General features: G+C 50.7%; 5 protein-coding genes. 2 read left to right on the top strand and 3 right to left on the bottom strand.

Translation table 11 applies throughout. The features are described 5' to 3' along the window. Positions 1–378: 378 nt before the first annotated feature. Together ACO6VG_RS04895 and ACO6VG_RS04890 are read right to left on the bottom strand one after the other, a co-directional pair. Positions 379–1,698 carry a dicarboxylate/amino acid:cation symporter gene (locus tag ACO6VG_RS04895; protein ID WP_422135863.1) on the bottom strand — a complete coding sequence of 440 codons (1,320 nt, stop codon included), beginning with the start codon at positions 1,696–1,698 and terminating at the stop codon, positions 379–381. Between the two features lie 532 nt (positions 1,699–2,230). Then, the gene (locus ACO6VG_RS04890) at positions 2,231–3,916 is read right to left on the bottom strand and encodes an NAD-dependent malic enzyme (protein WP_422472939.1); all 1,686 of its coding nucleotides are present in this window, start codon (positions 3,914–3,916) and stop codon (positions 2,231–2,233) included. A 245-nt stretch (positions 3,917–4,161) separates the two neighbouring features. Here ACO6VG_RS04890 and ACO6VG_RS04885 point away from each other — a divergent pair, with 245 nt between their 5' ends. Both ACO6VG_RS04885 and ACO6VG_RS04880 read left to right on the top strand, forming a co-directional pair. Continuing rightward, complete coding sequence (locus ACO6VG_RS04885) at positions 4,162–4,584, top strand: ArsR/SmtB family transcription factor (protein ID WP_422135861.1); 423 nt, start codon at positions 4,162–4,164, stop codon at positions 4,582–4,584. Between the two features lie 175 nt (positions 4,585–4,759). Continuing rightward, the gene (locus ACO6VG_RS04880; protein ID WP_422472937.1) at positions 4,760–5,905 is read left to right on the top strand and encodes a pentapeptide repeat-containing protein; all 1,146 of its coding nucleotides are present in this window, start codon (positions 4,760–4,762) and stop codon (positions 5,903–5,905) included. Between the two features lie 8 nt (positions 5,906–5,913). Here ACO6VG_RS04880 and ACO6VG_RS04875 read toward each other — a convergent pair whose 3' ends face one another. Beyond that, on the bottom strand, positions 5,914–18,120 hold the full coding sequence (locus tag ACO6VG_RS04875) for a VCBS domain-containing protein (protein ID WP_422472935.1): 12,207 nt from the start codon (positions 18,118–18,120) through the stop codon (positions 5,914–5,916). Positions 18,121–18,132 lie beyond the last annotated feature (12 nt).

Below are 18,132 nucleotides of genomic sequence, written 5' to 3'. Positions count from 1 at the left end.
TTGGTTTATAGGGTGTTTTTTTGTGGTGTAGCAACCAACAGGGAAACCGGAGCTGAGAAGAATTGCAGAAGCAACGCGAGCATCCGGACATACATGGAAGGATAATAAAGCCATTATCCACACAGCCTGTAAACCAATCCGCTTATTTTTATGTTCAATTACCTTCCGTTAAAAATCGCTATTCCTTCATCTCCTTGTTTCTGACTGACGACTGTTAACGCTCGTTTAACGCTCTGAATTTATGTTGCCGAAAAGTGGTTCTGATGAGTCAGGCTTACAGGAGGCTGAATTGCTGAACTGTGCAGCAGGGATGGGTAAGTTTGAGTAGGTGGGAGGAGCGTAGCCTTGGGGCTACGCTCTGTTGTGGTCAGTGATCAATCAGGCAGTCCGGACCTGCTGCTCACCGATGTGGTGGAAGTCGATGTTCTCATCGCTTTCACCGGCTTCAAGATCGTTATAAACCTTCAGATCCATCTCGCCTTCGCTCTTGGCAACGATACAGGTTACAACACTGTCGCCTGTTATATTGACAGCGGTACGTACCATATCCAGCAGGCGATCTACACCCATGATCAGGGCAATACCTTCCAGAGGCAGGCCTACCTGCTGTAGAACCATCGCCAACATAACCAGACCCACTCCGGGTACACCCGCAGTACCGACAGAAGCCAGAGTGGCTGTGACGATCACCATCAGATAGTCACCCATGCTCAGATCTACACCAAAGGCCTGGGCGATAAAGACCGTCGCAGCACCCTGCATGATGGCGGTACCGTCCATGTTGATGGTACTGCCCAGGGGGATGGTGAAAGAGGCCACCTTATTGCTAACACCCATACGACGAGTTACGCCTTCCATAGTGACCGGGATAGTGGCGTTACTGGAGGCTGTGGTAAAGGCAAACATGAAGGCATCCTGCATTTTCTTCAGGAAGATGCGCGGACTCAGACCTGTAGTGATTTTTAACAGACCGCAGTATGTGATGAACAGCTGCAGAGCCAGAGCCCCCAGAACGACCAGGAAATACTGAATCAGGTTACCGATAGCACCCAGGTCAATTGAGTAGAACAGCTTGGCCAGCAGCCCCATCACACCGTAAGGTGCCAGGTTCATGATCAAAGTAGTCAGCTTCATCATGACTTCGTTCAGAGCCACAAAAATCTTGACGATAGGCTCAGCAGGTTTACCCGCAGCAGCAATGGCAATACCGAACAGCAAGGCAAATACGATGATTTGCAGTGTGTTACCGGAGGCCATGGCTTCGATAGGGTTAGCCGGGAACATGCCGATGATGACTTCAGACAGCGAAGGTGCGGTGGAGGCGGCATAAGAAGAAGCACTTTCCAGGTTGGCACCTTCACCCGGGCTGACAAGCAGAGCCAGACCCATAGCCAGACTGATGGCAATACAGGTCGTAAGCAGGTAAAAAGCGACTGTTTTTCCGCCCAGACGACCCAGTACTGTTACGTCTTTGAGGGAGCAGGTACCGCATACGATGGAGGTGAATACCAGAGGTACTACTATCATTTTCAGAGCGGTCAGAAATATTTGACCTATGACGTTGAATACGCCATTTACCAGGTAATGCTCAATAAAAGTATTACCTGTAAACTGACGCATTATCAGGCCAATAGCCAGGCCTGCCACCATGCCGATCAGCACTTTGGTTGTGAGTGAAAGTCGAATCCACTGCTTCATATTTATTTCCTATGTTACCAAACACGTATCTCTCACTGTTCGCTTGTCTTTGTGTTGCGAGAGAGAATTATGCCGGAGGCATGTCAGATCAGACTTTCTTGGAGGTCTTATTGCTGAGTAACCCAAGCGATTTCTTTGAACGCTTATGGAATTAAACTGACCCGCCGGTTTTTTCGGCAGGGTTGTACCGATCAAAAAATTGAACCGGAGTCCCCGATTTCTCTTACAGCTTAAGTTTGTTTGGTACGAAGCAGGTTTGATATAGATCAATAAAGGGATAAATAGTGATAATAACCCGCTATTTATGACACTATTTCTCGATTTATATTGAATATCTGGTGGATATAACTACTTCTTGGCGGCTTTTTTTAAAATGTTATTCAGTCTGGTCTGATTGGGCCTTGAAATGAGCGTCCAAGCTTTCAGGAGTTTATGATAGCGATAAAAAAGGCAGAGTAATGGGATAAAGAGAGACCAATTGCACGTCTTACGACGTGCAATTGGAGAGTGATGCTATTATCAGAAGGGCAATCTAGCAGAAGGACATGCGAATGCGGCGATACTCGGGGCTCCAGCGTTTTGTTCTGATCTTTTGTTCCAGATCAGTCAACTCAGTGATCGGGGCCAGACCGTCCTTCTGGGCCTGAAGAGCAACAGCGAGAGCAATATCGTTGGTGACATGCTGGATGCGATCCAACAAAGGCAGAAGAGGTGCTTCTCTGCTCACCAGAGCAGGAGAAGCGAGTGCCAGTGTTTCTACAGCAACGTCGAGCATCTTGTCAGTAATGCGACAGGCGCCGGAAGCCAGCACACCCAGACCCAGACCGGGGAAAATATAGATATTGTTGCACTGGGCAATCGGGTAAGCGCTGTCATTGAGCTGAACCGGCTCAAACGGGCTGCCAGTAGCAATCAGAGCCTTGCCGTTAGTCCATTTGATAATGTTTTCGGGCAGAGCTTCCACCTGACTGATCGGGTTCGAGAGTGGGAAAATAATGGGCTGCTCGTGGTTGATCGACATGTTCTCAATAATTTCCTGAGTGAACAGGCCGGGTTGACCGGAAACACCAATGATGGCGTCTGGCTTGGCAATGCGAACGACATCCGCCAGCGACACTGTGCCCTCGGCTGACCAGCCTTGAATATCAGCAAAACGCTGAGTCAGCTTCTGCTGGAATGGACGGAGGCCTTTCATCTGGTCGTGCACCAGGCCGTCACGATCAACCATGTAGATGCGCTTGCGAGCTTCCTCGTCAGACAGTCCGCGACCCACCATCAGACGGATAATTTGTTCAGCGATCCCACAGCCTGCAGAGCCTCCACCCAGGAAAGCAACGCTCAGGTCTTCAATGGATTTGCCAGCAGCCTTGGCTGCAGCCATCAGGGTAGCAGCAGTAACAGCGGCCGTGCCCTGAATATCATCGTTAAAGGTGCAGAGCTGATCACGGTACTTTTCCAGCAGAGGCGTAGCGTGGTTGATCGCGAAGTCTTCAAATTGCAGCAGGGCGTTTGGCCAGCGACGTTTAAGTGTCTGGATAAACATATCGACAAATTCGAAATAATCGTCCTCACCGATGCGCTCATGTCGCCATCCCAGGTAATTGGGATCTTTCAGCAGTTTTTTGTTGTTAGTGCCACAATCCAGAGCAATGGGCATTGTCAGGTTGGGCGTAATGCCACCCACGGCAGAGTAAAGAGATAGTTTACCGATGCAGATACCCATACCACCAATACCCTGGTCGCCCAGACCCAGGATACGCTCACCATCAGTCACTACGATGACTTCAATGTTGCGCTTGAAGTTTGCCAGCATGGCATCAATCTGAGCGCGCTCAGGGAAAGAGATGTAGAGGCCGCGAGGACGACGATAAAGATCGCTGTATCGCTGACAGGCCTGACCTACCACAGGGGTGTAGATGATAGGCAACATTTCCTGAAGATGACGCTGAACCAGAGCGTAGAAAAGCGTTTCGTTGGTATCTTGCAGTGAGCGTAGGTAAATATGTTTGAGAATAGGAGTGGGCTTGATCGCAAAAGATTTATAGGCGCGGCGACACTGCTCTTCCAGTGTTTCTACACGGGGTGGCAACAGACCATGGAGGTCCAGTTCGCTGCGTTCTTCAAAAGTAAAGGCAGTGCCCTTGTTCAGCAAAGGATTTTCAAGAAGCATACGACCTGAAAGGCCAGTATGAATGCTGTTGGAATCTAGGTCGGTCATTATTCAGTTCCAGTGGTGGTTCTGGAGAGTGCATCAGATGTTAAACCCACAATGAAATTAGCTGCACTTCGTGCAATGTGTGGGCTATGACGGACAAACCCCTGGATTCTGGACTCTATACCAGCTTGCAAGGGTGTCTATCACTGTCAATAACGGCCGCTTAGGATAAATCCTGATCTAAATCTTAAATAGACAGGAAAAGCCGAAGCACCCATGCGTGTTTGTTACAGGATTCGCCTCTGTCGATGGCACTAATTGTATTAATCCGGCATGAGCTGATATTTTTAGCCCATGGCGGCTTGAACTCAATCTACTTTTTACAACGTAACTCCTATATGACTGAACTCCATCAGCCCTGTTGTACTGAATTACCAGAAATGTCTTCAGAGCATTTGGCCAGGCTGGCCTCACTTTTCAGGCTGCTGGGGGATGAAGGGCGCCTCAAACTGGTTATGGCCTGTATTGATGAACCACAACCGGTCTGTTGCCTGTCAGAAATATCAGGTATGTCTCAACCACTGACCAGCCATCACCTCAAAGGGCTCAGAGAAGCCAGAATTCTCAAATCTTCCCGCCGTGGTAAACAGGTATTCTATGAGCTTGATGACCATCATATACGGCATGTTGTGTTGGATCTTGCCAATCATGTTATGGAGCCCTCCGACTGAGAGTCTAGAGTTTTACTGCACTTGGCGAACAGTATCTTTGGATGGCCGCATTCTAAACTTTACCGTTCATCGGACGACTCTAATAAACAGCCGCAAGCTAAGACAATCATCCCCGCATTCATGGCGATGATGTCCAAATTTGATCGCAAAAAGTATCAGCCAGGGAGGCGCAGTGGTGTCCGATTCAGGGAAAAATAAAGATACCCGTCAGAATGCACGACAAGGATTGGGCAGGTTTGATGTACTGGAAACAGAGGAAATCAAAACCTCAGGCCTTGATGGAAAAAGTACCATCCTGCTGAAAGGCTTGGGTGAATACAGTATTGCTATCGACCCGGCCAGAGAAGCTCGAGTCGTGACCAATACTCCGGCATCTGATGATTTTGCGAGTGAACTTCTCGATCTTTTACATCCCGGTATGAACTTTCCTCCCAGACAGGTACTCAAAGGTGCAGTGCTGGAGGGCAGAGATCTTGAAAGGGTCTGTTTTAATCAAACGGACTTGAAGGGCAGTAACTTCAGAAAGGCACAGTTGCGGGGAGCCCGATTTAAAGGCTGTAATTTATCCGGGGCTGATTTCAGAGGTGCCGATCTGAGGGGTGCCATCTTCGAAGATTCTTCCCTGGAAGGTGCTGATCTGAGGCATTGTCGGCTGGATGAGGCGCGTCTGGTGGATTGCAATCTGTTTGCTGTTAATTTTGACCAAAGTTGTCTGGATAATGCTGTCATTGATAGCTGCAATATGGGGGCTCAAAGTTTTCATAACAGCTCATGCATGGGTTTAAAGATGCACAACAGCCAGATTATTCACGGATTTCTGGATGATGCGAACTTTACCGGCTCCCAGCTCAGGAATATAGAGTTCAGGGATTGCACACTGACAAGTACTCACTTCAATAACGTTTTAATGGAAGACTGTCAGTTCAGAGGCTGTGACAGTTTTCAGGAAGGGCCGGTGTTTTCGGGTGGCAATTTGAACAAGGTGATTATGACCGACTGCGAATTCAATGTTCCCAAGCTGGTCAGGACCCGGATTTCGAACAGTTATTTTACCCGGGTCGATATGGATTCAGCTTTAATGGAAGGCACCCAGTTTAACGAAGTGATTTTTGAGCAGGGTCAGTTCAGGGAGTGTTACAGTTTGGAAGAAAGCCCATCATTTGTCCACTGTCGTTTGGATCATGTTACTATTGATCAGGCAGAGTTCAATCATGCAAGGTTTGATCGCAGCTCTTTTATTGGTGCCATGATTCGGGATTCTGATTTTGGAGCCTGGACCATGAACCACACAGGTCTGGATGGAGAAACTTTAATCGAATGACTGTCGAATCAATCGATTTGAAGGTTGCCGTCACTAATCAGGTTGTTAAGGATTTGTGCGTCGGTACTGCCTCCCCCGTAGCCTGAGAGATCAACACCTTCCAGCTTAATCTTCTGGGTAATATCACCGTCAGCGTCTGGCATCACCTCGATGGTGGTGTCGCCGTTATCAAAGTTCAGGCTCAGGTACTGGTCCAGAGGCGTTGAATTATCCACCAGGACATCACTTAGATCTATAACGTCCCCACCGGAGCCTGTGTTAAAGTCCTTGATGACATCCTCGGCAGGATTAGCGGCTGACCCCAGGTCAGAAGCAAGCCAGACAAAGGTATCGCTATCATCATCCCCCGAGAGAATGTCATCGCCTGCTCCGCCTGTGATGATGTCTTTACTCGCACCACCAAATATCAGGTCGTCACCGGCATCACCAAGAAGGGTGTCTGCACCCCCTTCACCTCTGAGAGTGTCGGACTGAACTGTACCATCAATAATTTCTCCGGAATTGGTACCCACCAGATCAACATCACCAATCTTTAATACCACTTCTGAGTCGTCAATGCTTGCCCCGTGATGACCACTCAGGTTTTCCTGGTCTTTAGCGCCGTGTTCAAAATAAACATAGCGGACACCGGCACCATAATTACTGAAGGTATTAGCAGCCTCCTGCCAGTTGTCGGTTGCAGTCAATGTTCCGGTGTCGTAGGAAGCAATAACATTATTGCTGGCGTCCCGCAGTTCAACTTTCAGGTAATAATCATCGTTGGCACCGTTATCTTTAAACCAGTCGCTGACACTGATGTCAGGAGCAGAATCCAGATATTGTTCGGTAAACCCTTTGGCCAGAAGATCCACCGTTTGTGACTTTTTCGCCCAGGCATTGGAAGTAACCCAACTCTGACCGTCGCCGTCGTGACTGCTATTGCCTGAACCCCAGCCATCACCACCGTTTGCAATAATATTCCAGCCAGAGGTGCCATTCTCAGCACTGCCATTAGTCAGCAGGTTTTGAGAGTAAGTACCTCTTACATTAAGGCTGAATGTTTGTGGATCACTGGAAAGAATGCCATCGCTCACCGTAAAACCAAAACTGGTGCCAACATCCGGATCAGTGGCTGGAGCGGTATAGGTCAGATTGCCAAGGTCTGCTGCGGTAATGACCTGATTGGCTGTCACAGCAGCACCATTCAGCGTTAAAGCGCCGGAAGCGGGCAGAGAGGTGATGGTAATGGATTGCAGGCTGTCACCGGCATCACCATCGGTGAAGCTGAAATCTTCGGTACTGAATGTGTAACTGTCCGTCTGTTTTAATAAAAGACTGTTGTCTGACGATACTGGTTTGTCATCTACCGAGTTGACCCTGATGGACAAGCTCTCACTGACTGATGAACTGTCACCATTACTTTCTGTCGTGGTGGCTGTGAACGTCAGATTCATAGTATCTGTGCTGTCTGCCGGTGGTGTTATTTGCAGATTAGCGAAGTCCCAGCCGGAAATGTCGACAGCGGTTCCATCTGCTGTTATTGAGTGGCTGCCATCAGTGAGCACTGCTCCGGCAGGTACGCCATCGGCAGAAACGGTCAGCGTTTCAGAACCGTCGCTGTCGACCTGGGTGATGCCGAGATCCGGCAGATTGAAAGCGGTATCCTCATCCGTAGCACGCACTTTGGTGATCCGGATATTGTCCAGGTAAAACACATTGATATCTTCGTCGAATCGCAGCTCTGTACTGGGATTACCCGTTGCGTTTAACAGGATGGTTTTGGTCGATGTATGGGTACCTGAACCGGGAGCTTCCGTATAGGTTGCGACTGTCTGTCCATTCCATTTCACCCTGATGTTGGTGGTATGGTGTAGATTTCTCTCATGGTGAAGGATGAAGGTTAATTCGTACGTCTGAACAGAACTGTCACTGGTATCAATGTTTCTATAGCTCTCAGTTGAATAATAGTTATTCAGCCGATTATTCTTAACCATTGAATGGCTGATGCCGTAAGGGTTGGTTCGTTGCCAGCCATCAGTGTTGTTGCCATCAAAGGTACTATTCAACACTTCAGAGCCGATATTATTCATGGTGACGCTGTCCGCCACCGCTGCCACATCAAATGTCCGGGTATACTCACCAGAATAGCTGTTACCGTCGTGTACTTTGAAGCCGATAGACGTGTAGTTATCGTCGGCTTCGTTGCTGTCTGGCTCAAAGACCAGAAGACCTGCTTCAATATCCGCTTTGCTGATGACCTGATCTTGCGTCACAGCAACGCCATTCAGCTTCAGGGTTCCCTCATCAGGTAAGGTTGATAGCTTGATCTGGGTCATGGCAGCCGCTTCCTGATCGCTGTGACTCAGATCGGTCAGAGTGAGGGCATAGCTGGTATCCTCATAGGTTGACAGCGTGCTGCTGTTAACAAAAACCGTGTAATCGCGAGTACTGCTGAGCTGGCCATCGCTCACCTGCACCGTAATCGTGTGAGATGCGTTGCTGTCATGGTCCAGCAGTGTGCTGTCAGCCACTGAAATTTCACCGGTTGAACTGTTTATGGTGAAGCGGCCACCGGCATCGTTACTCAAGGTGTAAGTCAGCTGGTTACTGGCATTATCAATATCCGTCGCCGCTACTGAGCCAAGGACAGTGCTGTTGGGACTCTGTTCGATAACATGGAAGGCATCGCTGATGAGATTTTCTACTGAGTCAGCTTCATAGACGGCTTTGACCTGATGAGCACTCAAGGCACTGTTGAAAACAGCAAAATCGTCTATTGAGCCGTCCAGATCACCATCATGACCCCAATGGCTCTTGCCGACATAGTTGCCTGATCGGACAATCTCCGGAAGAACAGCCCCGTTGAGATTCTCTCCGGCCAGCTCTCCGTTTTTATAGATCCGCATTGCTCCGGTATTATCGATAGTGGCTGTCAGGTGAACCCACTCACCTTCGGTAAAAAAGTTGCTGATATGGAGCTGACCGTCTGCGGGGTAGCCTGCCCCGTCATAGATTTCAAAAGCGAGATCATTCGATGTGCCGATATGAGCAAGTAGAATATTGTTGTCGGCAGGACCATTCGCGAAGTCTATTATTCTGGACCAGTTCTGATTCAGGCTGTCGTATTTCACCCAGGCAGAAATGGTCAGGGCTCCACCGATCTTAAGCCCCGAAATCTCACCACCACCGGAGCTGCCATTCATTTCAAAGGCCTGACCGCCGTTATGTCCGCTGCCCAGTGTGGCACTGCCACTGAGGGTCAGGTTGTTACCGTTACCTGAAATGTCCGTGTTATCTGAGAAACTGTAGGCTGCCTCAACTCCGCTGATAAGAGGACTGCCCGACAATTCAGGGGCATCGTTGACAGCCGTGACATTCATTGACCAGAAAACATCCGTTGTCTCTGAACCATCCGAAACGGAAATCTTGACTGACAGATTGCCAACATCAGGATCATCAGGTGTTCCACTGAAGGTTCGGGTTCCGGCATCGAACGTCAGCCATGCGGGCAGGGGATCGTCATCGGCCAGACTGGCGCTGTAAGTCAGTGTGTCGCCCTCTGCGTCGGAGAAAGCATTTGCCGGAATGGTGTAACTGAAAGCAGATTCTTCCGCCACCATCTGATTATTAAGGGTGCCAACCAGTTCCGGAGCATCGTTGACCCCTGCAACATTAATTTTGAATTGATCTGAAACACTGAGGATACCATCGCTGGCAGTCACTTTGATGGTTATTTGTCCAAGATCCGGGTCATCGGGTGTTCCGGAAAAAGTGCCATTGGATGGATCGAATGACAGCCATGCGGGTAACGGACTGCCATCATCCAGTGTGGCAGAATAAGTCAGGTTGTCACCGTCTATGTCGGAAAAAGCGTTTGCAGGTACCTGGTAGCTGAATACCTGTTCTTCGGTTGCAGATTGGTCTGGCGTACCCGCATCAATAGCTGGACCGTCATTGGCGCCATTAATGGTAATAACGATATTGTGGGTAGTGCCATCCAAAGACTGAACCGTCAGGGTTTCGGACAGGCTGTCACCATTGCCCAGAGCCTGAATATCAGCATGGTTGTTGCTGGCCGAATAGCTCCAGCTGCCACTGCCATCAATGGTCAGTGAGCCGTAGGTGCCGGTGATGGTCTCTGGGGTGAAACTGGCCTCGCCGCCATCGACATCGGTGATATTCAGGGTGCCGGAAGTCATGAGGGTGTTGCCGACGTCCTCAGTGACGCTGCCACTGTCATCGCCAGTGATGACTGCCGCATCGTTGGTGCCGTTAATGGTAATGACAATATTGCGGGTGGTGCCATCCAAAGTCCGAACCGTAAGGGTTTCGGTCAAAGTGTCACCATTGCCCAGAGCCTGAATATCAGCATGGTTATTACTGGCCGAATAGCTCCAGCTGCCACTGCCATCAATGGTCAGTGAGCCGTAGGTGCCGGTGATGGTCTCTGGGGTGAAACTGGCTTCGCCGCCATCGACATCGGCGATACTCAGGGTGCCGGAAGTCATGAGGGTGTTGCCGGCGTCCTCAGTGACGCTGCCACTGTCATCGCCAGTGATGACTGCCACATCGTTGGTGCCGTTAATGGTAATGACAATATTGCGGGTGGTGCCATCCAAAGTCCGAACCGTAAGGGTTTCGGTCAAAGTGTCACCATTGCCCAGAGCCTGAATATCAGCATGGTTGTTACTGGCCGAATAGCTCCAGGTGCCACTGCCATCAATGGTCAGTGAGCCGTAGGTGCCGGTGATGGTCTCTGGGGTGAAACTGGCCTCGCCGCCATCGACATCGGTGATATTCAGGGTGCCGGAAGTCATGAGGGTGTTGCTGGCGTCCTCAGTGACACTGCCACTGTCATCGCCAGTGATGACTGCCGCATCGTTGGTGCCGTTAATGGTAATGACAATATTGCGGGTGGTGCCATCCAAAGTCCGAACCGTAAGGGTTTCGGTCAAAGTGTCACCATTGCCCAGAACTTGAATATCAGCATGGTTATTACTGGCCGAATAGCTCCAGCTGCCACTGCCATCAATGGTCAGTGAGCCGTAGGTGCCGGTGATGGTCTCTGGGGTGAAACTGGCTTCGCCGCCATCGACATCGGCGATACTCAGGGTGCCGGAAGTCATGAGGGTGTTGCCGGCGTCCTCAGTGACACTGCCACTGTCATCGCCAGTGATGACTGCCGCATCGTTGGTGCCGTTAATGGTAATGACAATATTGCGGGTGGTGCCATCCAAAGTCCGAACCGTAAGGGTTTCGGTCAAAGTGTCACCATTGCCCAGAACTTGAATATCAGCATGGTTATTACTGGCCGAATAGCTCCAGCTGCCACTGCCATCAATGGTCAGTGAGCCGTAGGTGCCGGTGATGGTCTCTGGGGTGAAACTGGCTTCGCCGCCATCGACATCGGCGATACTCAGGGTGCCGGAAGTCATGAGGGTGTTGCCGGCGTCCTCAGTGACGCTGCCACTGTCATCGCCAGTGATGACTGCCGCATCGTTGGTGCCGTTAATGGTAATGACAATATTGCGGGTGGTGCCATCCAAAGTCCGAACCGTAAGGGTTTCGGTCAAAGTGTCACCATTGCCCAGAGCCTGAATATCAGCATGGTTATTACTGGCCGAATAGCTCCAGCTGCCACTGCCATCAATGGTCAGTGAGCCGTAGGTGCCGGTGATGGTCTCTGGGGTGAAACTGGCTTCGCCGCCATCGACATCGGCGATACTCAGGGTGCCGGAAGTCATGAGGGTGTTGCCGGCGTCCTCAGTGACGCTGCCACTGTCATCGCCAGTGATGACTGCCACATCGTTGGTGCCGTTAATGGTAATGACAATATTGCGGGTGGTGCCATCCAAAGTCCGAACCGTAAGGGTTTCGGTCAAAGTGTCACCATTGCCCAGAGCCTGAATATCAGCATGGTTATTACTGGCCGAATAGCTCCAGCTGCCACTGCCATCAATGGTCAGTGAGCCGTAGGTGCCGGTGATGGTCTCTGGGGTGAAACTGGCTTCGCCGCCATCGACATCGGCGATACTCAGGGTGCCGGAAGTCATGAGGGTGTTGCCGGCGTCCTCAGTGACACTGCCACTGTCATCGCCAGTGATGACTGCCGCATCGTTGGTGCCGTTAATGGTAATGACAATATTGCGGGTGGTGCCATCCAAAGTCCGAACCGTAAGGGTTTCGGTCAAAGTGTCACCATTGCCCAGAACTTGAATATCAGCATGGTTATTACTGGCCGAATAGCTCCAGCTGCCACTGCCATCAATGGTCAGTGAGCCGTAGGTGCCGGTGATGGTCTCTGGGGTGAAACTGGCTTCGCCGCCATCGACATCGGCGATACTCAGGGTGCCGGAAGTCATGAGGGTGTTGCCTGCGTCCTCAGTGACACTGCCACTGTCATCGCCAGTGATGACTGCCGCATCGTTGGTGCCGTTAATGGTAATGACAATATTGCGGGTGGTGCCATCCAAAGTCCGAACCGTAAGGGTTTCGGTCAAAGTGTCACCATTGCCCAGAACTTGAATATCAGCATGGTTATTACTGGCCGAATAGCTCCAGCTGCCACTGCCATCAATGGTCAGTGAGCCGTAGGTGCCGGTGATGGTCTCTGGGGTGAAACTGGCTTCGCCGCCATCGACATCGGCGATACTCAGGGTGCCGGAAGTCATGAGGGTGTTGCCGGCGTCCTCAGTGACGCTGCCACTGTCATCGCCAGTGATGACTGCCACATCGTTGGTGCCGTTAATGGTAATGACAATATTGCGGGTGGTGCCATCCAAAGTCCGAACCGTAAGGGTTTCGGTCAAAGTGTCACCATTGCCCAGAGCCTGAATATCAGCATGGTTGTTACTGGCCGAATAGCTCCAGGTGCCACTGCCATCAATGGTCAGTGAGCCGTAGGTGCCGGTGATGGTCTCTGGGGTGAAACTGGCCTCGCCGCCATCGACATCGGTGATATTCAGGGTGCCGGAAGTCATGAGGGTGTTGCCGACGTCCTCAGTGACGCTGCCACTGTCATCGCCAGTGATGACTGCCACATCGTTGGTGCCGTTAATGGTAATGACAATATTGCGGGTGGTGCCATCCAAAGTCCGAATCGTAAGGGTTTCGGTCAAAGTGTCACCATTGCCCAGAACTTGAATATCAGCATGGTTATTACTGGCCGAATAGCTCCAGCTGCCACTGCCATCAATGGTCAGTGAGCCGTAGGTGCCGGTGATGGTCTCTGGGGTGAAACTGGCTTCGCCGCCATCGACATCGGCGATACTCAGGGTGCCGGAAGTCATGAGGGTGTTGCCGGCGTCCTCAGTGACGCTGCCACTGTCATCGCCCGTGATTACTGCCACATCGTTGGTGCCAGTCAGAGTAATAGTTACCTGCTGAGCTACTGTACTGCCTTCGCCATCGTCGACAGTGACGCTATAAGTCTGGGTCAGGATCTCACCGTCACCCAGATAATCAATGTCGGCATCATTAACACTGAAACTCCAGTCGATGCGGCCAGTACCATCGGCCTGGGTGTCGTCTGCTACCATGGCAGTCAGGCTACCCAGATAACCATTGGCTGCGGCACTGACGCTGACACTCTGCTGATCTGAAAGATCCACATCGGCGATGGTGAAGGAGCCGTTGTCGGTCAGGGTGTTGCTGTTCTCACCCGCACCACCGTCGACAATCTCAGTCACAGCTCCGGCGACATCGGTAACGCTGCTGATAGTGGGAGCATCGTTGCTGCCAGTAAGGGTAATGGTCACCTGCTGATCGACGGTGCCGCCCTCACCGTCGTTAACAGTCACGGTGTAGGTCTGGGTCAGGATCTCACCGTCACCCAGATAATCAATGTCGGCATCATTAACACTGAAACTCCAGTCGATGCGGCCATTACCATCGCCCTGGGTGTCGTCTGCTACCATGGCAGTCAGGCTACCCAGATAACCATTGGCTGCGGCGCTGACGCTGACACTCTGCTGATCTGAAAGATCCACATCGGCGATGGTGAAGGAGCCGGTGTCGGTCAGGGTGTTGCTGTTCTCACCCGCACCACCGTCGACAATCTCAGTCACAGCTCCGGCGACATCGTTAACGCTGCTGATAGTGGGAGCATCGTTGCTGCCGTCGATACTGATAGCTACATTGTGGTTATCACCACCTGCCGCAGTGACTGTGAAGGTTTCACTTAAAGTATCACCGTCGCCCAGCCTCTGGATCTCCAGAAGTGTATTATCAGCCGTATAAGTCCATTGTCCGCTGGCATCAATAACAAGATCACCATAAGTTCCGGTCAGGGTTTCAGCTTGAAACTGGGCTTCACCCTGATCAGCATCAGTGATGGTGAGGGAGCCTGAGGTTGTCAGGGTGCTGGCATGACTGTCTTCAGTTATGGTTGCTGTATCAAGACCTGTTATCTGTGCGCTGTCGTTTGTACCGGTGATGACCAGAGTGGCTGTCTGGGAAACTGAGCCACCATTGCCGTCTTCGATGTCATAGCTGTAGACAATGGTTTCAGTCACTCCGTCGGGAAGATAGTCGTAGGTGCCGGGGTCAACGGTAAGGGTGTTGCCATTGATGGTGATGCCAGAGTCATCACCGGATGACAGGGTGATCTGAGTCACGGAGAGGTTATCACCAGCATCAGCGTCTGCAGCAGACTCAAGCAGGTCGATATTGACTGAAGCCGAGTCTTCAACAAAATTTTTCGCAATGGCAGAGCTGAGTGTTGGGTCATCATTAACCGATGTAATGCTGAAGTCGAAAGTTGCTGAAGGTGAGAAGAGGTTGCCATCACTGACTTGAAATTCGAATGAGGCGTAAAGGTTGCCATGTTCGTTCTGAGTCGGCTCAAATTTCAATCGGCCCGCTAAAAGTTCGTTCCTTGTTACTTCTGTGCCCGCAGTGACAGCCGATTCGTTAAAGAGCAGCTCACCTGCCAGGGGCAGCTGAGTGATTTTGATACTTTGCAGTGTCTGTCCGGCATCCGGGTCAGAGAAGGCGAAGTCAGATGTGCTGAAGATATAAGGTGTATCTTCGTCGGACGTCACCAGTGTCCCTGCCGTAACCGGAGCATCATTGACGGCCTTTATCGTGATGGTACTGGTGGCTATATGGCTGCTGTTATGACCGTCGTTAATACTGAAGCTGACGATGCGATCAGCGGTAGAGGGTGAGTCAGAACTGTTTGAGTAGGTGACCGTTCTCAGTGCTGCCTGATACTGCGCGACCGTTGCAGTTCCAGAGAGCGTCATGGTACCGGTTGATGAGTCCCAGCTTCCGGAAACCCCGTTGTGATCGGTGAAAGCCAGATTGTCTTCAGCTGAACTGAAATTGCTGATGATCGTGATCGTGGCACTCTCTATGGTGGCAGAGTCAATATCTGTCAAAGTGATATGACTGTCTATTACCTGATGGTTGTCGTTTTCTGTGTAAGCTAGAGTGCCTCCTGCGGTGACTACTGGCGCATCGTTGGTGCCATGAATAGTGGCAGTGACAATATGTTGTGTACCATCGGCAGTCTGCACTGTAAAACTGTCTGTTAGTGAGTCTCCGTCGCCCAATGTCTGAATGGTGCTCTGACTGTTATCAGCACTGTAAGTCCAGCTGCCATCAGCGTTAATGGATAACTGCCCATGGCTTCCTGAAAGTATTTCAGCCTGAAAAACAGCTTCGTTGGCATCAACATCCGTAACGGTCAGGTTGCCGCTGGTGGTTAATGTGGCGTTATCGTCTTCCGTGACGGAGCCGGTATCAACTCCGGCAACTACTGCTGCGTCATTGACAGAAATGACGTCAAGTGTGGCTGATGCGCTGGCTTCATCGCCTGAGGTTCCATCTGAAACGGTGAAGTTAAAAGTAACATCATCACCGAAGTAATGGGCAGTGGGTGTGTAGCTCCAGGTACCGTCATGATTGTTCGCCAGACTGCCTGTGGCAGGGTCTGCCAGGGTGACGGATTGAATACTCAGGCTGTCCCCATCAATATCACTGGCTGAAGCCAGAAGATCAGCAGCAGTGATGACAAAAGAGGTATCTTCCGGAGTTGATCCCAGATCAAGATTCCCCGCAACGGGAGCATCGTCTACCGGATTGACAGTGATCGTGAAAGTCTGGATATCAGAAGACAGGGCACCATCGTTCACTCGGAAATTGAAGCGGGTGTAGTTGTCTGCACTTTGATTGGCTACAGGAAGGAACGTCAGTAAGCCCGCCGAAATGTCAGCCTGACTGATGGCGTCGCCTTCAGATACCAGACTGCCGTTGAGTTCCAGCGATCCACTGGCTGGAATAGTCTCAATGACGATCGCTTTCAGCGTGTCACCGTCGTCCTGGTCAGTGTAGGGAAAGTCATTCAGGGTGAAACGATAGAGGCTGTCTTCATCGATAGTGGTCGAACTGTCTGTGGCCACAGGCGCTTCGTTGATGTCATTGACTTCAAGGGTAAAATTCTCTGAATAGGCGGCACCATCAACATCGGTGGTTGTTACCTTAACATCAACGGAGTCATCGGTTTCGTGGTCAAGGGCTATGCCTTCTTTCAGCTTGAGATCGCCGTCTACCACTTCAAAGCGATGGTCATCAATGGTGTAGGTGTGAGAGTCAGAAAGGTCTTTGTCTCTGGTAGACAGAGTACCCACAACCGCACCATCCTGGTTTTCATCAATGCGGGTACCGGAGAGTTCAATATCTTCCGGATTATCATTGGTGCCCTCAACGGTAATGGACGCACTTTGGCTGACAACACCACCCTGCCCATCCTCTATTTCATAGCTGTACTCAATGACTTCAGATTCGCCTCCAGCCAGATGCTCATAAGCAGACGCATCCACATCAAGACTGTTGCCATCGTCAGCGATTGTAATACCTGAAGGATCCCCCGCTGTTATCCTGAGAGAGACGGCATTGAGGTTGTCTGATGAATCCAGATCGAACGCACCTGCCAAGAGGTCAACGTTAAAGTCATCGCTGTTCTTATCAAAAGTCTGAATGACGGCTTCTCTGACCTGAGGCTGATCATTGTCGCCAGAGAGCGTAATAGTGACAGACTCTAAAACGGACTCTCCCCGGGAATTCGTGACCAGGTATTCGTAGGTCAGGGTTTCTGTTTCGCCAGCAGCCAAATATTTATAGGCTTCGGGGTCAATACTGAGGCTGTTGCCATCCAGGCCAATGCTGACACCGGCCTCGTTGCCCTCAGTCAGTCGTAACTGAGTCACAGAGAGAGTGTCTGAAGGGTCCTTGTCAAAAGCCTGAGAGAGCAGATCGATGGTTGTTTCGTCATCACTCTGAACAATCTCGGCTAATACTGGCTTTGCAGTTTCCGAGGTATCCTTGATACTTTCGTTGTTGTCACCTGTGATGGTGATATCGACAGAAGCCCTTGAACTGGCTCCGCTGCTGTCTATGGCTTCAAAGATAAAAGTAACAACCGTTTGCTCACCTGCTGCAAGGTAATCGAAGTCACTCCCGGGCAGGAATCGAAAGCTGCCATCGTCATTGAGTATCAACTGCCCTGAGTCAGGAGTAGTGACCAGGCTGAATTTTAGAGCTTCTCCGGTGTTGGCGTCGAAGGCCTGGAGCTTGCCTTCCAGCTCTGTAGCGCTTTCGCCGTTATTCATAATCATGTTTTGAGCGGTGGGCGCATAATTGACAGGAGAGGAGCTGGCTAATTCTTCATTGATCTTTTCGGGTACAAACAATGGTTGAATGGATTCAAGCGGTTGTTTAATTTCTTCTGATGATTCCGATAGCGGCTCAATCTCTCTTTGTTGTTCTAATTCTGTGACATCTCTCTCCAGAACAACGACTTCACCGGATAAGCCATCGCTTGCTTCCTGACTGGGATCTTGAGAGGAACTGTTAGGTTCTTCTGACGAAGAGGGTTCAGAAACTTCAACAGGGTTAACTTTAATAGGGGCGATTGCGGCAGAATCTGCTCTTTCTGCAATAGCATCCAGTATCTCTTCCGCTTCTGATGAGCCATCAGTATCAGATGATGCAGGCAGAAGCATATCCTGCATCATGACAAGCTGAGACTGACCCTTCAGCTCAATGACTTCGCTACTGACAAGAAGAATAGAAACAGGGCTACTGGATTCAGAGACTACCCTGTCATTGAGATAGAGGGGATCCCCTTCCTGAAGAATGCGTTTGCTGCCATCAGGGGCGATGGCGAATACATCACCATCGGTTTTCTGAACGTGGCCGATGACAGGCATGGAACCATCAGAGCTGGGAGGCATATTCCATTCCTG

The sequence above is a fragment of the Endozoicomonas sp. ALB032 genome (assembly GCF_049310125.1).
GTDB lineage: Bacteria > Pseudomonadota > Gammaproteobacteria > Pseudomonadales > Endozoicomonadaceae > Endozoicomonas_A.
Note: the sequence above shows the minus strand (reverse complement) of the source record. Positions and strands in the feature narration are given on the sequence as shown.